A 25,868-nucleotide genomic window follows, 5' to 3' on the forward strand; every position below is an offset into this window, starting at 1 on the left:
GTCACAGCATAACGAGCATCAGGCAGCAGAACAAGTCAGGCGAAAATAAATTTCGCCATAAAAATCAGCGCCAACAGCCAGACACTCAGGGTAGTTCGTTCCACTTTACCGGTGAGCAGACAAAGTACGGCGTAGCTGATAAAACCCATACCAATACCATCGGCAATCGAAAAGGTGAGCGGCATCATAATCAGCACTACCGCGACCGGTACCGCCTGCAACATATCATCCCATTCAACATGCTGTAAGCTGGTCAGCATCAAAGTCGCTACATACAGCAAGGCTCCTGCGGTAGCATAGCCCGGTACCATGGCAGCCAGTGGTGAAAACCACAAGGCCAATAAAAACAGCAGGCCTGTTACAATAGCAGTCAGCCCGGTGCGCCCACCTGCCGCCACACCACTGGTACTTTCGACATAGCTGGTGGTAGTTGAAGTCCCCAACAAGGCGCCAACCATACTGGCGCTGCTATCGGCCACAAGCGCACGGCTTAAGTCCGGCACCTTGCCATCTGCTTGTAACAAGCCCGCTTTTTGGGTTACCGCTACCAGCGTACCTGAGGTATCAAATAAATCGAGAAACAGTAAGGTCAGTACTACCGGGATAATGCTCAGTGTCAGCGCTGCCGTGAAATCCAGCTGCATAAAGGTCGGTGCCAGCGAGGGTGGCATAGCAACGATACCGCTAAACTCACTGTCACCTAACCACCAGGCGGCCAGGGTTACCAGCAAAATACTGACCAGGACAGCGCTATGCCAACCGCGATGCGCCAGCGCAAAGATCAGAAAGAAGCCGGCAATAGCTAGCAGTACCTGTGGACTATGCAGATCACCAAGAGTAACCAGTGTTGCCGGGCTGGCAACGATAATATTGGCCGTTTTCAGCGCGATCAACGCCAGAAACATGCCGATGCCGGCAGCAATACCCAGTTTTAACGGCAAGGGGATACTGTTAATAATCCATTCCCGGATCTTAAAAATGCTTAGCAGTAAAAACAAACAACCGGAAAAGAATACCGCAGCCAGCGCCGTCTGCCAGCTATAGCCCTGCTCCAGTACTATCACATAAGTAAAAAAGGCATTTAGCCCCATACCCGGTGCCAGGGCGATCGGTAGATTCGCCAACAGCCCCATCAATACACAGCCCAGTGCAGCGGCCAGACAGGTTGCGACAAAGACCGCGCCATGATCCATACCGGCCTGCGCCAGTAAGCTGGGATTGACAAACAGTACATAAGACATCGCCATAAAGGTCGTCAGACCGGCCAAAAGCTCCTTGCGGACCGAGCTGTGGCGGGCGGATATTTTGAACAGTTGCTCGAGCATATCAGTTCCGGCGGGACGCTTGGACGCGACCCGCAGTAAGAAGAAAGGACGTTAGATAATTTTGTTATCCTGCCAGAATTTTTCTTTTTCCAGCCGTTTTTGCCGCTTTTCGCACGGCTTATCACAATCACAGGCTTTATCTATGCCCAGCTCACCTAAACCGCCACAACTGCCGGCCAGCGTTTTGCGCTGCAGCAGATAGCCGACCGCCATCGCTACCACCACCACCAAAAACAGCCCAAATGTCAGCAAAAAGATCGTCATACGCTACCTCAGGATTAATTTAAAAAAGGTGTGAACGCATCAGAATAGCGCTCTTCAAAACCGGTTTCGGTTTTTACAATCAGGATCGCTGCCAGCTGGTGCTGATTGGCAAAGGCAAGCGCCTCATCAGCAGGCAACACATTTAAGGTGGTGGCATAAGCATCGGCAACAATCGCATCCGGATGCAGCACAGTACTGGATACAGTCTTATGCTGAATGGGCTTGCCGCTACGCGGGTCAATCAGATGTGAATAGCGGATACCGTCTTCTTCAAAGTAGTTGCGATAATCACCTGACGTTGCCAGGGCGATATTCTGTAACGCCAAAATCCGCTGTACTGAACGTTCGTTACTGACCGGACGCTCAATCGCAATCTTCCAGGGGCCGCTTGGCTTGGCAGTACCTACCCGCATATCACCGCCAATATCGACCATAAAGCTTTGATAACCATGTGCCAGCAGAATTTCAGCCAGGCGATCTACACCATAACCCTTGGCAATAGTCGATAAATCAATCGCCACCCGCGGTTCAAGTTTGCGCAGCACCTGCCCCTCTAACGCAATTTTATCTATCCCGACATAAGCGCGAATGGCATCCAGTTGGGCTTGCTCCGGGGCATGAGTAATGCGTCCCTGAGCACCAAAGCCCCACAATTCAACCAAGGGGCCAACAGTCACATCCAGAATGCCACCGCTTTGCCGACCAATCCGGATTGCTTCGGCAATCACCTTCGCAGTTTGTGGCGTGAGCGTGACCGGCTCAGTAGTCTGCTGACGGTTAAAGCGCATCAGTTCTGACTCCGGCCGATAGGTCGACATCAGATCGTTGATCAGTTCCAGCTCAGTATCCAGCTCTTGCTGCAGTGCAGTCAGATCCGGCTGCTGTTCACTGTAGAATTTCACCACATAGTAAGTGCCCATGGTCTTGCCTTCTAGCTGATACTCTTTCGCCTGCTGTGCGGGCTGACACCCCACCACAAGTAACAGCAACAACAGCGGAAACAAACGACAGACAGACCACATATTTACTACTCCGGCAAAAGAAAAGGGGCGACCAAGTCGCCCCTATTTTACCGTGTTTGCGGTTGATTAACCACCGAAGTCGTCCAACAGAATGTTGTCGTCTTCTACACCTAAGTCTTTCAACATGTTGATCACTGCCTTGTTCATCATTGGCGGACCACACATATAGAATTCACAGTCTTCCGGCGCTTTGTGGTTTTTCAGGTAGTTTTCATAAATCACGTTATGAATAAAACCGGTATAACCTGTCCAGTTGTCCTCTGGCTGCGGATCTGACAACGCCGTATGCCATACGAAGTTTTCATTCTCTGCTGCCAGCATATCGAAATCTTCGACATAGAACATTTCGCGCTTAGAGCGGGCGCCATACCAGAAGCTGATCTTACGCTTGGATTTTAAGCGGCGTAACTGGTCAAAAATGTGCGACCGCATTGGCGCCATACCGGCACCACCACCGATAAATACCATCTCAGCATCGGTATCCTTGGCAAAGAACTCACCAAATGGACCGGAAATCGTCACCTTGTCACCGGCTTTTAACGACCAGATAAAGGACGACATCTTACCGCAAGGTAATGTCAGGTTATTTGGTGGCGGCGTTGCGATCCGCACGTTCAGCATAATAATGCCTTCTTCTTCCGGATAGTTCGCCATTGAGTAAGCACGAATGGTCGGCTCATCAACTTTAGATTCCAGCGTAAAGAACTTAAAGCGTTCCCAATCACCACGGTACTGTTCAGGAATATCAAAATCCTTGTACTTAACATGGTGGGCTGGCGCTTCGATCTGAATATAACCACCGGCACGGAACGGCACAGATTCGCCATCCGGGATCTGCAGCTTCAGTTCTTTGATAAAGGTCGCTTTGTTATCGTTAGAGATAACAGTACAGTCCCATTTCTTGATGCCGAAAATCTCCGGTTCTACCTCGATCTCCATATCAGATTTAACATTAACCTGACAGGATAATCGGCAACCCTCACGGGCTTCACCCTTGGTGATGTGGCCCAGCTCAGTTGGCAGAATTTCACCGCCACCAGCGTGCACATGTACCCGGCACTGACCGCAGGAACCACCGCCACCACAGGCAGATGACAGGAAAATACCGTTATCGGCAAGTACGCTTAATAGCTTGCCGCCGGCTTTGGTTTTAATGGCTTTGCTTGGATCACCGTTAACACTGATGGTAATGTCGCCGCTGGCAACCAGCTTTGACTTGGCGGCCAGGATAATAAATACCAGCGCCAGTACCACGACAGTGAACATGCCAACGCCAAGATAAATCTCTTGCATGGTGCTATTCCTCTACTGCTTACAGTTGAACGCCGGAGAAGGACATAAAGCCTAATCCCATTAACCCTACTACCAGGAAGGTAGTGCCCAGACCGCGTAAGCCATCCGGAATATCGGCATACTTCAGTTTTTCACGTACTGCAGCCAGTAAGGTAATCGCCAGCGCCCAGCCGACACCACTACCTAAACCGAATACCACGCTCTCACCGAAGGTGTAGTCACGCTCAACCATAAAGGCTACCGCACCGAAGATCGCACAGTTTACTGTGATCAGCGGCAGGAAGATCCCCAGGGCGTTGTACAGCGCAGGGAAATACTTATCCAACGCCATCTCCAGGATCTGTACCAGCGCCGCAATAACGCCGATATAGGTCAGAAAGCCGAGGAAGCTTAAATCTGCATCCGGGAAACCGGCCCAGGCTAAAGCGCCCGGAGCTAACAGATTAGCGTACACCAGATTGTTCACCGGCACGGAAATACCCAGTACCACGATAACCGCAACACCTAAACCAAAGGCAGTTTTAATCTTCTGCGATACCGCCAGGAAGGTACACATACCGAGGAAGAAGGCCAGTGCCAGGTTTTCAATAAAAACGGCACGTACAAACAGGCTAATATAATGTTCCATGCGTTACTCCTTAAGCCTTTTTCTCAACCTGCTCTGGGCGGAAAGTCCGCAATACCCAGATAAAGCAGGCGATAATGATAAAGGCGCTTGGTGGCATCAACAGGATACCCATAGGCTGATACCAGCCGCCTTCACTGATCAGTGGCATAATTTGTACGCCGAACACTGAACCTGAACCACCCAGTTCGCGGATAAAGGCAACCACCAGCAGTACCACACTGTAACCTAAACCGTTACCGATACCATCCAGGAAGCTCATCCCCGGAGTACTCTTCATCGCGTAGGCTTCAGCACGGCCCATTACGATACAGTTAGTGATGATCAGGCCAACGAACACTGACAGCTGCTTCGATAAATCGTAAGCATAAGCTTTCAGGAACTGGTCAACGACGATTACCAGCGACGCAATTATCGTCATCTGTACAATAATCCGCACACTGGACGGAATATGGTTACGAATCGTCGAAATAAACAGGTTAGAAAATGCCGTTACAAAGGTCAGTGCCAGACACATAACCAAAGCAGTGGACATCTGGGTTGTTACTGCCAGCGCAGAACAAATACCCAGTACCTGCAGCGCAATCGGGTTATTGGCAAAAACCGGCCCGAACAGTACGGTTTTGATTTCTTTTGCATTAGCCATTGCTTAAGGCTCCTTGACGTACTTTAGCCAGGAATGGACCAAAACCATTCTCACCGATCCAGAAAGTAAAGGTGTTCTGCACGCCATTGGCAGTCAGCGTTGCACCTGATAAACCATCAACCTGATGCGCAGATTGCGGATCAGCGTTACCGGGTTTCAGGATAGATAACGCCAGCTCACCGGCTTCGTTGGTCAGTTGCTTACCGACGAACTGCGCTCTCCAGCGTGGGTTCTCGATCTCACCACCTAAGCCTGGTGTCTCACCCTGCTCATAGTAGTTCAGACCGATAATGGTATTACCATCCACTTCCAGCGCCAGGAAGGCGTGCATAGTGGACCATAAGCCATAGCCATGTACCGGCAGCACGATCGCTTTCAGATTACGCTCAGTATCATAAGTCAGATACACAGGCGCAAATTCAGAGATGCGGCGGATAGAGGCGACATCATCAGGCTGAGCCAGAGCACGACCATCTTTAAGCGCTTTACGGTAATCAAAATTTTCAGCACAGCTGCGGTCACAGCTGGCATCAATTTCACCCGTGCTCAGGTTCACCAGACGGGTTTCGATATGCTGGTTAAACAGCTCCGCTACCCGGGCGGCTGGTGCACTGCCCTCAACCAGACCGACACTGCGCAAAATGTTGATTTGCGAGTCTAACTTTTTATTCGCTTGCTGAGCTGGCCGTAATTGTACCGCCGCAGTAGACACCACGATGGCACAGACCAGACATAAAGAAATTACTACGATCAGCGTTTTGCTGATGCTGTCGTTATTACTAGACATTACGTGCCAGCCTCCGCTTGATATTGGCTTGCGCCACGAAGAAATCGAATAAAGGAGCGAACAGGTTAGCAAACAGGATCGCTAACATCATGCCCTCTGGATAAGCCGGGTTAACCACACGGATCATCACCACCATAAAGCCGATCAGAATACCGTAGGCCCACTTGCCCTGATTGGTGAAAGACGCCGATACCGGGTCTGTCGCCATAAAAAACATACCGATGGCAAAACCACCCAGCACCAGATGCCAGTGCCAAGGCATAGCAAACAGCGGGTTAGTGTTCGAACCAATAGCGTTAAACAGGTAGCTGGTCAGGATCATACCGACCATCACACCCAGCACGATACGCCAGGACGCAATGCGGAAGTAGATCAGCGCCAGACCACCTATTAACAGCGCCAATACTGATGTTTCACCGACTGAACCCGGAATAAAGCCCAGGAATGCATCCCACCACAGCTGCGTGTTTGCAACATAGTCCAGTTCGCCCATCTGTGCTTTACTCAGCCAGGTAGCGCCTGAATAACCGTCAGCAACAGTCCACACTGCGTCACCGGAAATTTGTGCCGGGTAAGCAAAGAACAGGAAAGCACGACCAGCCAGCGCCGGGTTCAGGAAGTTACGGCCTGTACCACCAAACACTTCTTTGGCAACAACGACACCGAAGGTGATACCCAGCGCAACCTGCCACAGCGGAATAGTGGCAGGCAGAATTAACGCAAACAGGATTGAACTGACGAAGAAACCTTCGTTCACTTCATGCTTACGGACAGAGGCAAATAAAACTTCCCAGAAACCACCAACAACGAAGGTCACGGCGTAGATAGGCAGGAACCAGACGGCACCATAAAACATCTTACTACCCCAACCGGAGTCAGCAGTCAATTCGCCACCTAAGGCTGAGAAAATCGCTACCTGCCAGGTATCCGGCGTGGCAAAACCTTGCGCCAGCGCCAGTGCTGCCTGATGGCCGATGTTGTACATGCCGAAGAACAGTGCCGGGAACAAGGCTAACCAAACGAAAATCATAATCCGCTTCAGATCGATACTGTCGCGCACATGAGTGCCGTTTTTGGTTACATAACCAGGCGTGTAAAGAACAGTGGCCACAGCTTCATATAAAGCGTACCACTTTTCGTATTTGCCGCCTTTTTCAAATTGCGGCTCAATGCGCTCTAAAAAATGCTTTAAGCTCATGATTAGCCTTCCTTCTGGATGGTCGTCAAGCAGTTGCGCAGAATGGTACCGTAGTCATATTTGCCTGGGCACACATAGGTACACAGTGCCAAATCTTCCTCGTCCAATTCCAGACAACCTAAAGTTGCTGCCTCGTCAGTGTCGCCGGCAATCAGGTTACGCAGTAACAGCGTAGGCAGGATATCCAGCGGCATTACCCGCTCGTAGTTACCGATTGGTACCATGGCGCGTGACGAACCGTTAGTGGTGGTCGTCAGGTTGAACAGCTTTTTCGGACTTAAATGGCCCAAATAAGCCCGGGTTACTGAATGCTTCTCGGCACCAGGTGCAATCCAGCCCAGGAAGTGCTTTTCAAAGCCTTCAGCCAACACTGAAACCTGAGTATGGAAGCGCCCTAAATAACCGTGCACACCGTGCGCTGTAGTACCAGCCAGCACTGAGCCAGAAATAATACGATTCTGACCGTCGGCAAGTTCACCGGCTGTCAGTTCAGCAGTTGACGCACCCAGTACGGTTTTCACCAAACGTGGATTTTTCACTACAGGACCAGCCAAAGCAACCACACGCTCACTGTACAGCTGACCGGTGGTAAACAGCTTACCGATGGCAATAACGTCCTGATAGCCAAGGTGCCAAACAACTTTCTTGGCGCCAGCACCATCCAGGAAATGGATATGGGTACCAACCAGACCAGCCGGGTGTGGACCGTCAAACTCAGCGACAGTAACCTGGCTGACGCTAGGGATACTGCTACCCGCTTTTTTAGTCAGGTAGGTCTTACCGTCGGTTAAGCGCGAGATCACCGTTAAACCTTGCTTAAAGGCTTCGGCATCGGCATTGATTATCACTGCAGGATCGGCGGCCAACGGATTGGTATCCATCGCGTTAACGAAGATGGCGCGCGGCGTGCTATCAATAGCCGGAGATTGGGAAAAGGGCCGGGTACGGAAGGCAACCCATAAACCTGAATCCACCAGGTTCTGTTTTACCTGTTCTGCACTCAGGGTAGCCAGTTGCTCGGCCGGATACTGCGTGAAAGTCTCAGCCGCATCGCCAGACACCGCAATCACTACCGATTGCAGTACCCGTTTGGCGCCACGATTGATTTCCTTCACCGTACCAGCTGCCGGAGCTGTGAATTTCACGCCAGGGTTTTTCTTATCTTCGAAAAGCACCTGACCTTTTTTCACGCTGTCACCCACTTCGACCGCCATGGTCGGACGCATACCTACATACTCTTCGCCGAGTACGGCGACAGTAGTAATGGCATTGCCCGTAGTGATCTCTTGTTTAGGACTGCCTGCAAGGGGAATGTCCAAGCCTTTTTTGAGTTTTATCATACGTACTTGCACTACTATTTTGGGAAGAAACAGGGCCTAGTTTTTCAGCTGCGCCAGCGCAGCACACCTGGTTTGCGTTTTGCACCACCTGCAATTGTACAAAAGTTAACCAGATACACGTATTAAAGTCGCGAATTTTAGCACTAATACCGTCTTCTATCCATGGTATTACCAAAAATTCTGTGCCAATTACCACCTGTCGGGGGTAGAGAAAAACCGCCCTTGGGCGGTTTTTGCGGCTTTGTCAATACGACTAATTGACCAGATGCTGTAATGGACTCAGCGGTGACACATCCGCCTCGTAATCCACATGCTGGTAGCCAAAGCCGAACAAACGTAAAAACTCATTATGGTAGCCGACATAATCGGTCAGACTATCGATAGTGTCTGTCGTGACCTGGCCCCATAAGTCTTTCACGGCCTGCTGCACATGATCGCTTAATTCTTTGCCATCCATCCGTAACCTGCCGGCATCGTCCAGTTGCGGGGCTGTCGCATATAAGCCCTGACGGAACAAACCATTAATCTGTTCAATACAGCCTTCATGGGTACCCTCAGCTTTCATCACCCGATACAACAGCGAGATATACAGCGGCATAATTGGAATAGCCGAACTGGCTTGAGTCACCAGGGCCTTTAATGACGCAACATAGGCTTTACCCTGCTGCGCACTGAGCTTAGCGGTAATGGCAGCGGCAGCACGATCCAGATCTTCTTTTGCCTTGCCGATTGTCGCCTTGCCGTAGATTGGCCAGGTGAGTTCCTTGCCAATATAGGTATAAGCGACCGTCTGACAGTTGTCTGCTAACACACCGGCGGCATGCAGTTGATCCAGCCAGCGTTCCCAATCTTCGCCACCCATCACCTTAACGGTATTAAAGATTTCTTCTTCATTGGCCGGCTCTACCGACACTTCTTCAATTTCACGCTTCGATGTATTCAGATTCTTGGCGGTATAGGCCTGACCAATAGGTTTGAGTACCGAGCTGTAAACCTCACCGCTCACCGGATCTTTACGCCGTGGTGCGGCCAGACTGTACACCACCAGATCAATTTTACCCATTTCGCGACGGATCAAATCAATCGCTTTGGCTTTTAACTCATCGGTAAAGGCATCGCCGTTTAAGTGCTTGTTCCATAAACCTTCAGCATCGGCAGCAGCTTCAAAAGCGGCAGTGTTATACCAACCGGCAGAACCGGTTTTACCCTCAGTCGGTTCTTTTTCAAAGAAAATCCCCAGGGTCGCGGCACCTGAGCCAAAGGCGGCAGTAATGCGTGAGGCCAGGCCATAACCGGTAGAGGCACCGATCACCAGCACATTCTTTGGACCACCGCTTACCGGCCCTTGCTGCTTAACATAAGCAATTTGCTCTTTTACATGCTCCGCACAGCCAACCGGGTGTGCGTTAGTACAGATAAAACCACGAATCTTTGGTTGAATAACCATAGCCAATCCTGCTGTTGTCTTTATGAAAAGTGTCGCTAGTGTAAAACTTTACCGCTAAAAACAGGTCGGATCAGCAAAAATCGTGCTCAGGATGCTTTTTCGGCTTTACTGCCACCAAAGCACTTCGGCGACACCGGCGGTTTTTCCGCATAATATTCGTACCATTCCGACGGCGTGTAGGTATGTAAAGCCAGGGCATGGATTTTCTCAGCCAGCTCTTCCGCGACAATGGCATTCACAGCACGGTGGCGCTGTAATAAGCGCATGCCTTCAAACTGCGGGGTCACAATCACCACCTTAAAATGCGATTCCGAACCTGGCGGCACATTATGGTTGGCACTCTCATTGACTACGTCCAGATGAATAGGGTTAAAAGCATCCAGTAATTTTTGCTCTATTGCAGTATGGATTAACATCTTGTCCAGCTCCTGTTGGCGTCCTGAACTTAATTTTAGTCAAAGCCGGCCGCTTTGTCCCCAGTCGATCAAGCTGCAACAGCTTGATCTTGTCTAAGCTGATAACGGCATTATAAAAATAATTATTTTGGTGCTATGTATCTAAAGGTCAGATTGATCCGCTCCGTGTTCGCCGCCGCCTGCTTTGGTAAGCGATGCTGCCAGTAGTGCTGACATTCGCCCGCCATCAACAGCAAGCTGCCATGCGGCAGCATCAGCTGCAGCTGAAAGTCCAGCTCGCGATGCTTTAAATCAAAGCGGCGCGGATAGCCGAGGCTGACCGACGCAATTTGCGGCGCGACACCCAGTTCCGGCTCATCATCAGCATGCCAGCCCATATGATCCTGACCATCGGCGTATTGATTTAACAACACGCAATTAAACGGCAGCTGTAAGGCCTGACTCAGCTGTGACGCCAGCGACTTGACTGCCGGATGCCAGGGCTCTGGCAAAAAGTCGGTGCCCGAGTAACGATATTGACAGTGGGGTTCCCCCATCCACACCTGCCGCCTTGGGATTGGCACCGCCTTACCATAAAGCCGGATACTGGCTCGCTGCCAGGCTAACTGCTGACTTAACACTTGCTGTAGTTGATCAGCCGCCGTGGCCGGCAAAAATGCCGGCCAAAGCTGCAGCTCCGCCTGCGGTAAACTGAAATATTGCCGTTGCTGATTGCGGTTGTCGCTGGGGGTAGCCCGTGTCAAAATAGCGCCCTCTTTGTTCTAAATAGGTTGTTATGAATACTCTGTTTACCCGCGCTGACTTACAGTTGCAACTGGCACGTTGGCCACTACAACAGCCTAATCACAGTTTACAGGCCTGGGATGCCGCTGACGAACTGTTGCTGGATCGCGCCCTACCCGCGTTAAGCGCCATCACCGCCAGTGGCAGAATCGCCAAGATCCTGATTTTAAATGATAGCTTTGGTGCTCTGTCCTGCGCGCTTGGCAACAGTCAGCAATATCTGGTGCAAGACTCCTATATCGCCCAGCAGGCATGTCGCCATAACCGGCAACAAAATGGCCTGACGCAGGAGGGCATTATCGAATTGACCAGTCTGGATAGCTTGCCTGCAGCCCCCGATTTGGTATTACTAAAACTACCGGCTAATCACAGTTATCTGGCCTGGCAACTGTCAGCACTGAGTCAGGTGCTCAGCGCCAATACCCAGCTGCTGATTGCCGCCAAAGCCAAAGATATTCACCGCAACGTATTGGCCATTTTTGCCCGCTATATCGGTCCGACTCAGGCCTCACTGACCCTGCGCAAGTGCCGTTACCTGGATTGCCAATGGCAGCCGGGATTACCCCATATTGCCCCGGATTATCCAAGCCGCTGGCCATTACCTGAAACCGGTTTTATGCTGGTGAATCATGCCAATGTGTTCGCCCGCGACAAACCGGATATCGGCGCCCGCTTTTTTCTGCAACATTTACCCACGGTCACTGCCGGACAACAGGTCATTGATTTAGGCTGTGGTAACGGCATGTTAAGCCTGCAGATCCTGGCTCAGCAAGCAGACTGTCAGCTGCTACTGACGGACGAATCTTATATGGCCGTCGAATCGGCCCGGCTCAGTGTGGCAGAAAATTTTCCTGCCGCGCTATCGCGTTGCCACTTTGTGGTCGATGATTGTCTGAGCCAGCAAGCCGATAACAGTGCCGACTGGGTACTCTGTAATCCACCCTTTCATCAGCAAGCTGCAGTGACCACCCATATTGCCAGTCAGATGTTTTACGACGCCAAACGGGTATTAAAACCCGGTGGTAAAATCAGAATTGTCGCCAACCGCCATTTGCCTTACCGTCAACAACTGGCAAAATGCTTTGGTAATTGCCGGCAATTAGCGGCTAACCCGAAATTTATTATTCTAGAGTCCACCAAAAGGAGTTAACTATGCGCTATTTATGGCTGACGCTGGCAATACTGCTGGCTGGCTGTGCCACCCAGGTGCCGTCTTTTATTGTGGCACCCCAGATCTTCTGGCCGCAGCAAATGGAGCTAAACGGCAAGGTATTTAGTTTTGCACTGGTCGATCTGCGCCCCAGAGCTCAGACGCTGACCATCCGCCAGGGCAGCAATGAACAGCACTACCGCACCAGCAATGACGTGCGCGCCCAGCTGGAGCAAACCGTAGCCGCTGCGTTACAGGAAAAAGGTGCGACGCTGAATAGCCAGAGTCCGGTACAGATGAAAATCCAGATCAATCAGTTGCAATCTAATGTAATTCAACGGCCGCTGGATCATCAGGTCACTAACCAGGTAACAATGACGGTTTTTATCCAAAGCGATAATGGATCCTTTACTAAATCCTATGCCGGTGACAGTAACTTTACCTCGCCGTTAAAAGTTGACCTGGCTGCCGTTGAGCGCGAATTACGGGTACTTACCGAGCAGGTATTAAATCAGCTGCTGCAGGACCCGGCCTGGAAAGATGCCCTGAATTAACGGAGGTCACAGATGCGTATTCTGCTTTGCTGCTTATTGCTACTAAGCCCGGCCTTATCAGCCGGGCAGTTTATGCAACCGGATAATCTGTTTCCTAAAGTCCAGCTGATGACCTCGCATGGCGACATCGTGGTCGAGCTGGACCGCAGCCGGGCGCCGTTAACGGTCAATAACTTTCTTAGCTATGTGAAGAAAAACAGTTACAACAATACGGTGTTCCACCGCCTGATCCCGGGTTTTGTGCTGCAGGGTGGTGGCTATAACCCGGACTTCAAAGCCATCGAGACCTTAAAGCCGGTTTTTAATGAGTCAGGCAACGGCTTAAAAAATCAGCTGGGCAGCATTGCTATGGCCAGACAAAGCGATCCGCACAGTGCTGATAGCCAGTTCTATTTTAATCTGAACGATAACCCAAGCCTGGACCCTGGCAGTCGCTGGGGCTATACAGTGTTTGGTCAGGTGGTATCTGGCATGGACGTGCTGGAAAAAATTCAACAAATCGAAACTGAAGTATCAGAGCAACTGGGCTGGCCGGATGTACCAAAAGAGCCGATTATCCTGAAAATGGTCGTGTTGCTGCCGCAGGAATAGCCGCCCCTCCAAACTATCCCGCTCCAGATTAAGCTGCAGAAAAAACGCCGCTGGCCCCGCAGGGTCAGCGTTTCTGCACTATACTGAGGCAAAGGTCGCCCGACCGGAGCAGGAGCATGCCACAAGGTTTTATTGAGCAAAAATCCCGCCAGCTGGTTTTTTATGCCTCGCGTTTTTTGCGCGGCCAATTGCCGCAGGCAGAATTGCATCTGTTTATCTGGGACACGCTGGAGGAATGGGCCGCGCTGCCGGTGCGTCCTGCCTGGCCACCCAGTTATCAGGAGCGGGTGTTCTGGCATCTGCTGCATCAGCTGGAATATTGGCCGGAACAGCAATTACGCGCCGACCGACAACTGAAGCGCCGGCTGCAACACTGCCTCGGTTATCTGGCCGGCAAAGGCCAACGCCCGGCCGATTGCGTCGGTTTACGCCCACTTTAAGCCAATTTTCTGCAACCAAAAGGCTTTGCCGCCGCCTTAGTCTCTGTTAAGGTCAGCCTCAATTCTCTGCAAGGTTTTTTTATGCTCTCAAAACAACAAGGTGCGGCACAAAGCTGGCGCCAGGCGCTTGCCAGTTATCAGGATATCCGGTTGCTGTTTATTTTTTTTATGGGCTGTGCTTCCGGTTTTCCCTGGGTATTGATCGGCTCCAATATGAGTGGCTGGCTGAACGACGCTGGCTTGTCCAGGGCGGCTATTGGCTACTTTGGCTCCATCTTTGTGGTTTATGCGCTGAATTTTCTCTGGGCGCCGCTGTTGGATCGGATCAAACTACCGCTACTCGGCCGCTATCTGGGACAAAGACGCAGCTGGATCCTGCTAATGCAAAGCCTGATGTTGTTAGCCACGCTGGCTATTGCCTACACTAACCCCGGTGAAAGCCTGCTATTTACCTCATTATTGGCGATGACCATTGCCCTGGCGTCTGCTACCCAGGATGTGGCGATCGACGCCTACCGGATTGAGCTGATTGGCGATGATACCATTCGGGTGGCACCGGCGGCAGCGATGGGAGTAATTGGCTGGTGGACCGGCTATTCACTGCCGGGCTATCTGGCGTTTAGCCATGCTGATCAGTATGGCTGGCCGGCGGTCTATCTGGGTATGGCCGCGCTGATCGCTTTGTTGATGATCTTTACCCTGCTAAGCCGCGAACCAAACACAGAGCGTGAGCAGTTACAGCAAGCTGCCGCCGCGCGCTATCAGGCATCACTGGGCCGCACTGCCGGCAAACCCTATCTGGTCTGGCTATCGGTTACGGTATTTGAACCCTTTGTGGAGTTTTTCCGCCGTAACGGTTGGCAACTGGCCATCCTGATCCTGAGTTTCGTGTTCTTATTTAAGATTGGTGAAGCCTTTTTGGGCCGGATGTCGATCCAGTTTTATAAAGAAGTGGGATTTAGCAACGAACAGATCGCAGAATACTCCAAGCTGGTTGGCTGGGTGGCGACCATTGGTTTTACCCTGATTGGTAGCGCCATCAATATCCGTTTTGGTATTATCCGTGGCCTTTTTATCGGCGGTGTAGCGATGGCAGCCAGCAATCTGATGTTTGCCTGGATTGCACTGGCAGGGCCGAAACCGGAGCTGTTTATTGCCGCTATTCTGGTAGATAACTTTACCGCGGCTTTTTCTACAGTGGCCTTTGTCTCATTCCTGACCTGGCTAACCGGCCGCGCCTTTACTGCTACGCAGTACGCCTTACTGGCGTCATTAGGCAATCTTGGCCGCACCACGCTGGCGTCCTTTAGTGGTGAGTTAGTCGATGCATTAGCAGGTAACTGGGCGCTGTTCTTTGTGATCACCGCGCTGATGGTGATCCCCGGCTTGTGCTTATTGTTGATTGTCGGCAAGAAATTACAACAACGTGAACAGCAACGAACCTCAACCTAGTCCAAGAACGCAACAGGCCGCATTATGCGGCCTGTTGCTTTGCTGAAGATTAATTACTGGTAACCTGCCTGAGTCCCTCTGCCGGATCCACTTCCAGCGCCTGACAATACCGCACGAATTCCACCACATCCAGCCGCCGCTCCTGATTCTCCACCTTACCGATAAAGGAATGTGGCGTACCCAGAAGCTCGGACAAGCTGCGCATCGTATGTTTCTTTAGTTGGCGCTGTTGCTTCAGCCAGGCGCACAACTTTTTATTCTCATCCGAAATAACGCTTTTTGTACCTTTCATTTTTTTTCTTCTCCCAGCGTGTTACGCTTTGTTTTAATTATGATATCGCTGCGTCCTGCACCTGACTCCAGACCGAACTAAGCCGGCCGTAAAATTTGTGGTGTCTTAATTAATATCATAGCTTGCGACGAGCGTACAGCTTGGCGCGACAAAAAACAGACCGCAGGGTCACAAAATCATCTAAAGGGCACAGGAGATCACTGATGGTAAGACTGCTGTTTCTATTACCGATACTGATGTGTCTGGGCTGGTACCTGTTTCTCAGACACTATCAGATCCCGCTAAAACAGGGCTTAAAAGGCTTTAGCTATATTATCGCCTTTAATGCTGTCCTGGGGCTGATGTTATGGGGCTTGCTGATCCTGACCAACCGTTAACGGTTGATCAGGTAAGGGCATATTGACGCCTTAAGCATCAAACGGAGAACGAAGAGCCACAACCACAGGTGGTGGTCGCGTTAGGGTTTTGTACAACAAAACGGCTGCCCTGCAAGCCTTCGGTGTAGTCGACCACACCGCCCATCAGGTATTGCAGACTCATAGGATCAACCACCATGGCTACGCCCTGCTTTTCGATCAGCAGATCGCCTTCATTTACCTTTTCATCGAAGGTAAAACCATACTGGAAACCCGAGCAACCGCCACCGGTAATATAGACCCGTAATTTCAGTTCAGGATTTTCCTCTTCGCTCACCAGAGCAGCAACCTTGCGGGCGGCAGCATCGGTAAATTCTAACGGGATTTGCATTTCAGACATGATGGCTCCAACCGGGTTACAACAGCGTGGATTATCTAATACCTGACTAATTTATTCAAGTATTCCGGGCGCTCACCTGTTAACTGCGCCGCGGGTTTTGCCAGCCAGGCGCCCTCCCTCAGTAGCCATAGCGAACACGCAGCCGACAAATTTTGTGTTAAACTTCTGACACTAAAACTAAAAACTGAATCTTTGTTATGCGGCGCTGGCAAGAGCAGCTGCCCGCCCTACAACGGCGGCTGGCGGTTCCTCAAACTTCGTTACAACTTTGTCTACTGGGTATGCTGGGCGGCCTGATCGCAGCGCTGCTGATTATTCTATTCCGGCTGGCCATTGTCGGCATCCAGGGTTTCTTTTTGCAGCACAGCGACGACTTTAGCAGCATCAGTGCCGAGTACCGCTGGTTGTTACCGCTGATTGGCGCTACCTTAATTGGCTTAATCGCGCTGGCAACCGGCTATAAACACTACCGGCTGGGTATTCCTTTTGTCATTCACCGCATCAAAACGGCTTACGGCATTATGCCGTTTCGCAATACTCTGAATCAGTTTTTTGGCGGCATTCTGGCACTGGCCAGCGGTTTCTCGGTTGGCCGCGAAGGCCCGTCGGTGCATCTTGGCGCCTATGGTGCCAGTACTGTTGGCCGCTATCTGCAGCTGCCTTATAACAGCGTGCGCATTCTGGCCGGTTGCGGCATTGCGGCCGCGATAGCGGCGTCTTTTAATACCCCGCTGGCGGCGATGATCTTTGTGATGGAAGTGGTACTGCGTGAATACCGTATTCATGTCTTTATTCCGGTGATGCTGGCCTCCGTCGTCGGTGCCATGGCGACCCAGCTGGTATTTGGCCACGATAAAGAACTGGCAGCGCTGGAGATTATCAGTCTTAGTGTCTGGCATTTTCCTTATCTGGTGCTGTGTGGTGTGGTGATTGGCGCCTTTGCCTGGTTATTTAACCGTAATTTAATGCGGATGCTGCAATGGTTCAAAAACTGGCCCTTATTGCTGCGGCTGGCACTGGCGGGTGTGATCACCGCTGCGGTTGGCTATGTTATTCCCCATGCGATGGGCGCAGAAACCGGCGCTATCCAGTTTGCCATCGACAGCCCAACTGCAGTGCATTTGTTGTTGCTATTATTAGCCGGCAAAATGATTCTGACGCTCTGTGCCATCGGTCTGGGTGTACCCGGCGGCATTATCGGTCCGATCTTTGGTATGGGTGTCGTTTTGGGTACCATCCTGGCGATAGTGCCGGCAGTACTGGTTGATAACACCAGTAACTCGGGCACCTATGCGGTATTAGGTATGGCTGGCTTGATGGCAGCCACCCTGCATGCGCCTTTAGCAGCGCTGGTGGCGGTAATGGAGCTGGCGGCAAACCAGCAAATCGTGTTGCCGGCCATGTTGGTGATTGTTACCGCCTATGTCACTACAGTGCAGTTCTTTAATAATAAATCCATCTTTATGACCCAGCTCGATTTTATGCAGCTGCCCTATAAGCTGTCACCGGCGGATGATGTGCTGCAAAAAGTCGGGGTACTGGCGGTGTTAACTCAGGATTATCAGCTGCTGGCCGATCCCGATGAACACAGCGTGCGTCAGGTATTGGCGCAGCTACAGCCACCGCAACAGTTACTGATTAAGCGCCATGAAGGTGATAGTGTGCAGTTTTATACTGCCCAATATGATGTCAGCTTATCATTCAGTGGCGACAGCAGTATTCAGTATGCCACAGTAAAAGGCTTGTCACATCAGGCAACCATGGCTGAAGTGTTGCATGAACTGGAAGATCGCCGTGAAGGGCTGGTGTATATTTACCAGCAAGAACCGACCGAACCTATTGGCATTATCCGCTGGGACCAGTTGCGGGCCCTGCTGATTAAACAGAATAATTTAATATGACGCTAATCCTCATTTACAAAGCCCTGCATGTGTTTTTTATGGTGGCCTGGTTTGCCGGTATTTTTTATTTACCGCGGCTGTTTGTCTACCATGCCGAAACCCAAAGCCCGGACTGCGATGCTACCTTTAAGGTGATGGAGCGACGCTTACTGTACTTTGTTACACCTTTTGCCATCCTGACGCTGGTATTTGGCTTGCTGTTGATCGTTAGCTACGGCTGGGCCTGGTTCGCGGTAAGTAGCTGGCTGCATTACAAACTGCTACTGGTGACAATACTGTATCTCTACCATGGCTACTGCTTTAAATTACTGGCCGACTTTAAACATAACCGCAACCGCCGTTCTGCCCGCTTCTACCGTATTTTTAATGAGCTACCGGTCTTGCTGCTGTTGGCGATTATTTTACTGGCAACACTGAAGCCGCTTTAGCCAAAGCCGGCTTTGCCGTATAATCAGCCAGCCGTGTTGCAACGCCCTACGACAAGTGAGCATCCCGATGAGCTTTAAAGGTCAGCATATTCTGTCGGTCAAACAATTCGACCGCGACAATATCCAGTATATTTTTCAGATCGCCCGTAAGATGGCGCCCTACGCCAGCCGGAAAAAACGCACCAAGGTCTTGGATGGCGCCATCCTCGGTAACTTATTTTTCGAACCCAGTACCCGCACCCGGGTCAGCTTTGGTTGTGCCTTTAACCTGTTAGGTGGCGAAGTCCGTGAAACCACCGGTATGGAGTCCTCCGCCTTATCCAAAGGTGAGTCCTTGTATGATACCGCGCGGGTGATCAGCAGTTACAGCGATGTGATAGCGATGCGTCACCCACAGGCCGGCTCTGTCGCAGAATTTGCTGAGGGCAGCCGGGTACCGGTATTAAACGGTGGCGACGGTGCCAATGAGCACCCCACGCAAGCCCTGCTGGACCTGTTTACCATTGAACGCGAACTACAGGCCTCGGGCCAGAGTATTGATGGTATGCATATTGCGATGGTCGGCGATCTGAAGTTTGGCCGTACCGTGCATTCGTTATCTAAATTGCTGGCACTGTATAACAACCTCAAGATCACCCTGATTTCGCCGCAAGAGCTGGCGATGCCGGATGAAGTGGTCAGTGCCCTGGATAATGCCGGCCACCGCTTAACCATTACCGATAAACTGGAAGGCAATCTGAATGCCGATATCGTCTATCAGACCCGGATCCAGGAAGAGCGCTTCCCCTCTAAAGCCGAGGCCAATCAGTACCGCGGTAAATTCCGGCTGAACCAGGAAATTTACACCCGGCACTGCAAATCCAATACCGTGATTATGCACCCGCTGCCGCGCGACTCGCGGCTGGAAGCAAACGAGTTGGATAATGATTTAAACCTGAATCCAAATCTGGCCATCTTCCGCCAGGCGGATAACGGTATTCTGGTGCGGATGGCACTGTTTGCGCTGACCTTAGGCGTACAGGATCTGGTACAGGACTACGAGTGCACTGTGCCCTGGTACACCAATAAATAAGCGGTTATAGGAATTATTATGTCTTTATCATCTGAATTATTTCAACGCGCGCAGCGCACTATTCCGGGTGGGGTTAACTCGCCGGTGCGTGCTTTTAAAAGCGTGGGCGGTGAGCCTTTCTTCGTCGCCAAAGCCGACGGCGCCTACCTGTTTGATGTTGATGGCAAACGCTATATCGACTATATCGGCTCCTGGGGCCCGATGTTACTGGGCCATAACCATCCGGCGATCCGTGATGCCGTGATTCGTGCGGCAGCCAATGGCTTAAGTTTTGGTGCGCCCTGCCCGGCAGAAGTGACCATGGCCGAAAAAGTGGCTGAACTGGTACCCAGCATGCAAATGCTGCGGATGGTCAGTTCCGGTACCGAAGCAACGATGAGCGCAATCCGACTGGCGCGCGGTTATACCGGTCGCGATACCATCGTAAAATTTGAAGGCTGTTACCATGGTCATGCTGATTCCTTGCTGGTTAAAGCCGGCTCTGGCGCCCTGACGCTGGGCGTACCCAATTCACCGGGCGTACCGTCAGACTTTGCCAAATATACCCTGACCTGTGAGTTTAATAATCTGCCACAAATTCAGCAGTTATTTGCCGAACAGGGTAATCAGATCGCCTGTATTATCGTCGAACCGGTGGCCGGCAATATGAATTGTATTCCGCCTGAGCCCGGCTTTTTAGAGGGGCTGCGCGCCCTTTGTGACGAGTACGGCAGTGTGCTGATCTTTGATGAAGTAATGACGGGTTTCCGCGTTGCGCTGGGTGGTGCTCAGGCGTATTACGGCGTGACGCCGGATCTGACGACACTGGGTAAAATCATCGGTGGCGGTATGCCGGTTGGTGCTTTTGGCGGTAAAAAAGAGATTATGCAACATCTGGCGCCGCTGGGCCCGGTGTATCAGGCCGGCACCTTATCCGGTAACCCTATTGCGATGGCGGCGGGTTTAGCGGCCCTGACTGAAATCAGCAAGCCGGGGGTGTACGAGGCATTAACCGAAAAAACCGCCCAGCTGATTAAAGGCTTAGCTCAGGCCGCGGCTAAACATGCTGTACCGGTGAGCTTTAATCAGGTCGGTGGTATGTTTGGCTTGTTCTTCACCAACGAGGGTCGGGTCAGTAACTACCAGCAAGCCACCCGCTGTGATATCGACGCCTTTAAACGCTTCTTCCATCTGATGCTGCAACAGGGGATCTATCTGGCGCCTTCTGCCTATGAAGCCGGCTTCCTGTCGCTGGCACATAGCGCAGAGGACTTAAAGGAAACCATCGCTGCGGCTGACTACGCTTTCTCGGCATTATAAAGCGCCAACAGTAATCGGGTTATACCAAAACGCCAGCGCTATGCTGGCGTTTTATTTTGGTGTTCTCAGCTTAATCGCAATCCGCTAAACCCAATAGCGAGTTTTTATGGGCTGGTAACAGCCAGCTGTTGGGGCAGTATTCCGGCACCGGTAAACCGCTTTTGGTCGAAAAACGCTGCCACTCCACCTGCTCCGGCATATAGCGGATCAGATTCTGGCTGCCTTTCTGCCGGAAATAATCGGCAAATAAGCGTAAGGCGCCGGTACCACCGGTCAGGCCGGTACTCTTATTATCATCCCGGCCCAGCCATACTGTTACCAGGGTGTCCTGGTCAAAACCGGCAAACCAGCTGTCGCGGTAATCACTGGAAGTCCCGGTTTTACCGGCAAAGGTCGGTCTGGGCCAGCTACGCGCCAGCGACTGGGCGGTGCCGGTTAGGGTTGATTCAATCATCGCGTAGTGCAGCAGATAAATATCTTCCACCGGATAACGCCGGCTTGGCTGTTGTGACCTTTGATAGAGCGCGCTACCTTGCTGATCGGTCAGTGCCAGCACTGTGGCTAATGGCTGATGCACCCCATTGTTAGCAATAGTCTGGTATAGCTGGGTGACTTCATAGGGGCTTAAATCAATAGCGCCCAGTAAGGCTGAAGGATACAAATTGACCCGCCGCTCCAGCCCCAACCGGCGCAAACTTTCCTGCACCTTCGGCAGCCCGAGCTGCAAACCGAGGCGCACTGTTGGCACATTCAGCGAGTCGGCCAAGGAGCGCAGCAGAGAGACGTCACCGCGGAATTTTTTATCAAAGTTTTGCGGCTGCCAATCCTGATTATTGTTCCTTAGACTGATTGGGCTATCGTCCAGCATAGTGCCCAGCGTATAGCGACCGCGCTGTGCCAATGCCTCCAGATAAATCGGTGGCTTAACCAGGCTGCCAATCGGCCGGCGGGCATCCAGTGCCCGGTTAAAGCCGGCGAAACCAGCGGTTTTACTGCCAACCAGTGCCTTAATCGCTGCTTGCTGATAATCAACGACCAGCATCGCGGCCTCCAGCTCCGGATTCATCGCCGGCACCGTGTCGGCCACAGTGCGCTCAGCCTGAATTTGCGCCAGTGGATCCAAATAGGTAAAGACTTTAATGCCGCTATGCAACATCCGGCTATCCAGGTTCAGTTGCCGCAACTCTTTGCGCACGGCATCCAGATAAGCGGGGAAATTGGCATTCAGGAACTGGCCGCGTTCAATCACCCTAAGTGGTGTCGCAATGGCGCGCTCATAGGCGGTTTTATCCAGCAAATGTTGTTCAAACATCAGCCGCAGCACCAGATCGCGGCGCTGTTGCGCACGCTGTGGAAAGCGGCGCGGGTCATAGAAACCCGGACCTTTGACGATACCGATCAGCAAGGCGTACTGTTCCGGATTTAACTCGGCCAGCGGCTTACCAAAATAAAACCGGCTGCCCAGACCAAAACCGTGGATCGCATTATTATGGTTTTGCCCCAGATAGATCTCGTTCAGATAGGCTTCCAGGATCTGATCTTTACTAAAGCGGTATTCCAGCACCAGCGCAATAAAGGCTTCGTTGATTTTCCGCCACAGAGTACGGTCCTGTGTCAGATACATATTCTTTGCCAGCTGCTGGGTCAGGGTAGAACCGCCCTGCACCGTGCGCCCGGCACTCAGATTGACGAAGAAAGCCCGCACTATCGATAAGGGGGAAACGCCTCTGTGCTGATAAAAATCACGATCTTCAACCAGCAATAAGGTTTCTTTCAGTAGCTCAGGTACCCGCTCCAGCCTGACCAGCTCGCGGTCCTCCTGCTCAGCCGACACCAGATGTTCAATCAATTGCGGTTCCAGCCGGGCAAAATCAACCGCGCTATTCTGGCGCACAATACGGCTAACACCATTGCGGTTAAACTCAACACTAAACTGTTCAGCGGGGACTTCGCCCTCCAGGTAAACAAAGCCGCGCCGGAATATGGTAACGCTGCCGCCACGCACGTTAAACTGCCCGGGACCGGTTAGCTGGTCACTGCGCCGGTACTGCAACTGCTCCAGCTCCCGCACCAGATTGGCCTGAGTTAGAAACAGGCCCGGGTAGAGGGTCAGGCTGCGGCCATAAATTTGTGCCGGGATCTGCCATTTCTGGCCGGAGAAGGTACTGGTGATCTTACTGTCGAGATAAATCAGATAAATGCCCAGCCCGAGTACCAGCGCCAACGCCAGTTTCAGGCTGGTTTGCCAGATCAGGCGCCACCAGCGGCCCGGACGGCTGCTGGATACGGCTTTTTTGCTGCGCTTTCGGCTCATAACTGCATCGCTTTTTTAGTTTTGGTGGTCGGCAGCGCCGTCGCCGGATCGTCCGGCCAATAGTGTTTAGGGTAACGCCCTTTCATTTCCTTTTTTACCTCTGGCCAGGCTTGTTGCCAGAAGCTCGCCAGATCCCGGGTAATTTGCAGCGGCTGCCGCCCCGGTGACAGCAACGTCAGCGTCAGGGCCAGTTGCCCGGCCAGCACCGTCGGCGAAGCGAGTTGACCATACATTTCCTGAACCCTGACTGAAAAACCCGCTCCCCCCGGCAGGGTGTAATCAATACTGACTCTGGAGCCAGCCGGGGTTTGCCAGTGCTCCGGTAACCACTCGTTCAGTTGCTGTTGCTGCCGGTAACTCAGCTGCTGCCACAGTAAATTGTATAACGGCAGTTGTTGTAGCTCCGTCAGCTTATTCAGCTCGCCAAGGTAGGGGCCCAGCCAGACGGATAAGGTCGTTAGTAAGGCAGCATCGCTCAGATCCGGTAAGCTGCTGTCCACAGTGCGCGCCAGCGCCAGCCGCTGCTGCAGTTGCCGGCAATGGTCGTTAAACGGCAATAACTGCAGACCCTTACGCAGCAGATAGTCAAGCCAGGCTTGCTGTCTGAGCTGCGGGTCCAGCTGTAACTGCGCCGGCTTGCGCTGCAGTACTAACTGACCAAAGCGCAGTTGCTGTTCACTAAAAAATGCCTGCTTTTGCTCATCCCAGCCGCTGTAAGCTTGCCAGCTTAACTCAGGCCAGTCCGCCAGTACTTCGTCAAGCGTAATCGCTACCGCCTGACTAATGCGGTTTTGCTGCTGATAGTCGCGGCTGCTGCTCACCACCAACAAGGCTTGCCCCGACAAGGGATCATCCGGCGCCAATACTGCGCCACAGCCATTGGCCAGCAAATAGCCCTGGCCACGGCGCTGCGCCAGCCGATCCGGAAAGGCGCGTAGCAATAAGGTTGGCAGCAATTGCAGTGGCAAGGTCGTCAGCTTGCTCACGCCAAGCTTGCGGGCGAAGTGCTCAGCCTGCGGATATAAGCTGGCAAAAGGTGGCCGCCGCTGCTGTAACAGTGCGAGTTGTTGATACAGGTCCTGCGTAGCGGGCCGGCTCTCTTCCAGCAAGGCGGCTAACAAAGCTGCCAGCCAACCGGCACCGGCGGTGCTTTCTTCCAGCTGCCTGGCATGCTGTAACATACTGGCCAGCCGGATGTCGGTACCAAACTGATACAGTTCACGACCATAGCGGGTGAGCTGCCCTTTAGCATCCAGCACCTGCAGTTGCCGCAATAAGGCCGTCGCAGCGGCCAGATTACCGCTGGCCGGGGCCGTTAACCAGTTTAACGCTTCTGGCTGACAACCCCAGACGGCCAGCTCCAGCCGCAGCTGGGTTAATTCCGCCAGTTCAATCTCCGGCGGCTCGAAAGCCGGGCGGCGTTGCCATTGCTCCGGCGTATCCAGCCGGTAGCAAATGCCCGGCGCCAAACGACCGGCGCGACCGGCGCGCTGCACCGCCGCGGCCTGGCTAATGGCGACGGTCTCCAGTTTGGTCAGGCCATTACGCGCCTGATAGCTGGCCCGACGCGCCTGGCCACTGTCCACCACCACAGTAATGCCTTCGATGGTTAAACTGGTTTCGGCCAGATTAGTCGCCAGCACAATTTTATGCTGGCCGGCCGGTGGCGCGGCAATAGCGGCTTGTTGCTGCGCCAGGCTGAGGCTACCGAGCAGGGGCCAGACTTGCAGCTCTGGCGGCAAGCCCTGGCTCTGTAACCAAGTGGCGGCCTGCTGAATTTCGGCCTGACCGGGTAAAAATACCAGCAGATTGCCACCATGCTGGTGATAAGCCTGCAATGCCAGCTTAGCGGCCTGTAGTGCCAGCGGCTCTTTCGACACCGGCGTCGGTGGCTGATAGCGGATCTCAACCGGGTAGCTGCGACCGTCGCTTTGCAGCAGCGGCGCCTGCAAATACTGTTGCAGTGCCTGACAATCCAGCGTCGCCGACATCACCAGCAGCTTTAGCTGTTCGTTGAGTTGCTGCACCTCTAACGCCAGTGCTAAACCCAGATCGGCATGCAGCGATCGTTCGTGAAATTCGTCGAATATTAAGAAATCCACCGTAGATAGCAGCGGATCTTGCTGAATTTTGCGGGTTAAAATGCCCTCAGTCACAATCAATAGCCGGGTAGTAGCGCTAAATTGACTGTCCTGACGGATTTGATAGCCCACTGTTTTACCGACCGGCTCACCCAGCTGCTGTGCCAGATAGGCGGCAATGCTGCGTGCCGCCAGGCGGCGCGGCTCCAGCAACAGGATCTTCTTACCGGCAAACTGGGGCTGCTGTAACAGATACAGCGGCAAATACGTCGATTTACCGGCACCCGGTGGTGCCGACAGGATGACGCGGTTTTGCTGTGCCAGGATCTGGCACAGCTGAGGCAGGATCTCTACAACAGGTAACAAGCTATAGCTCTCTCAGACAGCGGCAG

The 25,868-nt window shown here is 52.4% G+C and carries 26 protein-coding genes; 10 read left to right on the plus strand and 16 right to left on the minus strand.

Annotated features, from left to right (window positions below):
* Positions 1-35: 35 nt before the first annotated feature.
* The 12 genes from H1D31_RS13240 to H1D31_RS13295 form a co-directional block, all read right to left on the minus strand.
* Complete coding sequence (locus tag H1D31_RS13240; RefSeq protein WP_261259299.1) at positions 36-1,325, minus strand: NCS2 family permease; 1,290 nt, start codon at positions 1,323-1,325, stop codon at positions 36-38.
* A 51-nt stretch (positions 1,326-1,376) separates the two neighbouring features.
* Positions 1,377-1,589: a (Na+)-NQR maturation NqrM gene (nqrM, locus tag H1D31_RS13245; protein ID WP_008607204.1), complete on the minus strand. Its 213-nt coding sequence runs from the start codon at positions 1,587-1,589 to the stop codon at positions 1,377-1,379.
* Between the two features lie 14 nt (positions 1,590-1,603).
* Complete coding sequence (locus tag H1D31_RS13250) at positions 1,604-2,611, minus strand: FAD:protein FMN transferase (protein ID WP_261259300.1); 1,008 nt, start codon at positions 2,609-2,611, stop codon at positions 1,604-1,606.
* 66 nt (positions 2,612-2,677) lie between these two features.
* Positions 2,678-3,904 (minus strand): NADH:ubiquinone reductase (Na(+)-transporting) subunit F, encoded by a 1,227-nt coding sequence (gene nqrF, locus H1D31_RS13255; RefSeq protein ID WP_008951273.1) that lies wholly within the window; start codon positions 3,902-3,904, stop codon positions 2,678-2,680.
* Between the two features lie 19 nt (positions 3,905-3,923).
* Entirely contained in the window at positions 3,924-4,532 is a 609-nt protein-coding gene (gene nqrE / locus H1D31_RS13260; RefSeq protein WP_261259301.1) for an NADH:ubiquinone reductase (Na(+)-transporting) subunit E, read from the minus strand.
* Between the two features lie 10 nt (positions 4,533-4,542).
* Positions 4,543-5,175: an NADH:ubiquinone reductase (Na(+)-transporting) subunit D gene (locus H1D31_RS13265; RefSeq protein WP_008607199.1), complete on the minus strand. Its 633-nt coding sequence runs from the start codon at positions 5,173-5,175 to the stop codon at positions 4,543-4,545.
* Complete coding sequence (locus H1D31_RS13270) at positions 5,168-5,962, minus strand: Na(+)-translocating NADH-quinone reductase subunit C (protein ID WP_008607197.1); 795 nt, start codon at positions 5,960-5,962, stop codon at positions 5,168-5,170. Before H1D31_RS13270 ends, H1D31_RS13265 begins: the two co-directional genes overlap by 8 nt.
* Positions 5,955-7,160 (minus strand): NADH:ubiquinone reductase (Na(+)-transporting) subunit B, encoded by a 1,206-nt coding sequence (locus tag H1D31_RS13275; RefSeq protein ID WP_261259303.1) that lies wholly within the window; start codon positions 7,158-7,160, stop codon positions 5,955-5,957. Before H1D31_RS13275 ends, H1D31_RS13270 begins: the two co-directional genes overlap by 8 nt.
* Before the next feature lie 2 nt (positions 7,161-7,162).
* Positions 7,163-8,500 (minus strand): Na(+)-translocating NADH-quinone reductase subunit A, encoded by a 1,338-nt coding sequence (locus H1D31_RS13280; protein WP_261259304.1) that lies wholly within the window; start codon positions 8,498-8,500, stop codon positions 7,163-7,165.
* A gap of 253 nt (positions 8,501-8,753) precedes the next feature.
* Complete coding sequence (gene fabV, locus H1D31_RS13285) at positions 8,754-9,947, minus strand: enoyl-ACP reductase FabV (protein WP_261259305.1); 1,194 nt, start codon at positions 9,945-9,947, stop codon at positions 8,754-8,756.
* Between the two features lie 86 nt (positions 9,948-10,033).
* Positions 10,034-10,363 carry a BolA family protein gene (locus tag H1D31_RS13290; RefSeq protein WP_008607189.1) on the minus strand — a complete coding sequence of 110 codons (330 nt, stop codon included), beginning with the start codon at positions 10,361-10,363 and terminating at the stop codon, positions 10,034-10,036.
* Positions 10,364-10,485: 122 nt separating this feature from the next.
* Positions 10,486-11,106 carry an alpha-ketoglutarate-dependent dioxygenase AlkB family protein gene (locus H1D31_RS13295; RefSeq protein ID WP_261259306.1) on the minus strand — a complete coding sequence of 207 codons (621 nt, stop codon included), beginning with the start codon at positions 11,104-11,106 and terminating at the stop codon, positions 10,486-10,488.
* Between the two features lie 32 nt (positions 11,107-11,138).
* Between H1D31_RS13295 and H1D31_RS13300 the strand changes: the two genes are divergently transcribed.
* From H1D31_RS13300 to H1D31_RS13320, 5 genes are all read left to right on the plus strand, one after another.
* A complete protein-coding gene (locus tag H1D31_RS13300; RefSeq protein ID WP_261259307.1) occupies positions 11,139-12,296 on the plus strand; it encodes a methyltransferase in 1,158 nt (385 codons plus the stop codon).
* A gap of 2 nt (positions 12,297-12,298) precedes the next feature.
* Positions 12,299-12,850: a YajG family lipoprotein gene (locus H1D31_RS13305; protein ID WP_008607184.1), complete on the plus strand. Its 552-nt coding sequence runs from the start codon at positions 12,299-12,301 to the stop codon at positions 12,848-12,850.
* 12 nt (positions 12,851-12,862) lie between these two features.
* Positions 12,863-13,441 (plus strand): peptidylprolyl isomerase, encoded by a 579-nt coding sequence (locus H1D31_RS13310; RefSeq protein WP_008951267.1) that lies wholly within the window; start codon positions 12,863-12,865, stop codon positions 13,439-13,441.
* Positions 13,442-13,557: 116 nt separating this feature from the next.
* A complete protein-coding gene (locus H1D31_RS13315; protein WP_008607181.1) occupies positions 13,558-13,881 on the plus strand; it encodes a hypothetical protein in 324 nt (107 codons plus the stop codon).
* 81 nt (positions 13,882-13,962) lie between these two features.
* On the plus strand, positions 13,963-15,333 hold the full coding sequence (locus tag H1D31_RS13320) for an AmpG family muropeptide MFS transporter (protein ID WP_261259308.1): 1,371 nt from the start codon (positions 13,963-13,965) through the stop codon (positions 15,331-15,333).
* A 49-nt stretch (positions 15,334-15,382) separates the two neighbouring features.
* Here the strand turns inward: H1D31_RS13320 and H1D31_RS13325 are convergent, their stop codons facing one another.
* Entirely contained in the window at positions 15,383-15,625 is a 243-nt protein-coding gene (locus H1D31_RS13325; protein WP_008607175.1) for a helix-turn-helix domain-containing protein, read from the minus strand.
* Positions 15,626-15,828: 203 nt separating this feature from the next.
* Between H1D31_RS13325 and H1D31_RS13330 the strand changes: the two genes are divergently transcribed.
* Positions 15,829-16,002: a hypothetical protein gene (locus H1D31_RS13330; RefSeq protein WP_261259309.1), complete on the plus strand. Its 174-nt coding sequence runs from the start codon at positions 15,829-15,831 to the stop codon at positions 16,000-16,002.
* A gap of 37 nt (positions 16,003-16,039) precedes the next feature.
* Here the strand turns inward: H1D31_RS13330 and erpA are convergent, their stop codons facing one another.
* Positions 16,040-16,381, minus strand: a complete 342-nt coding sequence (gene erpA, locus H1D31_RS13335) for an iron-sulfur cluster insertion protein ErpA (RefSeq protein WP_008607171.1) — start codon at positions 16,379-16,381, stop codon at positions 16,040-16,042.
* A 197-nt stretch (positions 16,382-16,578) separates the two neighbouring features.
* On the opposite strand from erpA, the gene H1D31_RS13340 reads away from it, so the two are divergent.
* The 4 genes from H1D31_RS13340 to hemL all read left to right on the plus strand — a co-directional run bounded on the left by H1D31_RS13340 (position 16,579) and on the right by hemL (position 21,081).
* A complete protein-coding gene (locus tag H1D31_RS13340; protein WP_261259310.1) occupies positions 16,579-18,282 on the plus strand; it encodes a chloride channel protein in 1,704 nt (567 codons plus the stop codon).
* Positions 18,279-18,710: a CopD family protein gene (locus H1D31_RS13345; RefSeq protein WP_065954568.1), complete on the plus strand. Its 432-nt coding sequence runs from the start codon at positions 18,279-18,281 to the stop codon at positions 18,708-18,710. The genes H1D31_RS13340 and H1D31_RS13345 overlap by 4 nt, the downstream gene beginning before the upstream one ends.
* Before the next feature lie 67 nt (positions 18,711-18,777).
* On the plus strand, positions 18,778-19,782 hold the full coding sequence (locus H1D31_RS13350) for an aspartate carbamoyltransferase (RefSeq protein ID WP_261259312.1): 1,005 nt from the start codon (positions 18,778-18,780) through the stop codon (positions 19,780-19,782).
* 18 nt (positions 19,783-19,800) lie between these two features.
* Complete coding sequence (gene hemL / locus H1D31_RS13355; RefSeq protein WP_261259314.1) at positions 19,801-21,081, plus strand: glutamate-1-semialdehyde 2,1-aminomutase; 1,281 nt, start codon at positions 19,801-19,803, stop codon at positions 21,079-21,081.
* A 70-nt stretch (positions 21,082-21,151) separates the two neighbouring features.
* Here hemL and mrcB read toward each other — a convergent pair whose 3' ends face one another.
* Positions 21,152-23,395, minus strand: a complete 2,244-nt coding sequence (gene mrcB / locus H1D31_RS13360; protein WP_008607166.1) for a penicillin-binding protein 1B — start codon at positions 23,393-23,395, stop codon at positions 21,152-21,154.
* A complete protein-coding gene (gene hrpB / locus H1D31_RS13365) occupies positions 23,392-25,842 on the minus strand; it encodes an ATP-dependent helicase HrpB (protein WP_261259316.1) in 2,451 nt (816 codons plus the stop codon). Before hrpB ends, mrcB begins: the two co-directional genes overlap by 4 nt.
* Positions 25,843-25,868 lie beyond the last annotated feature (26 nt).

The sequence above is a fragment of the Alishewanella sp. BS5-314 genome (assembly GCF_025377695.1).
Taxonomy (GTDB): domain Bacteria; phylum Pseudomonadota; class Gammaproteobacteria; order Enterobacterales; family Alteromonadaceae; genus Alishewanella; species Alishewanella aestuarii.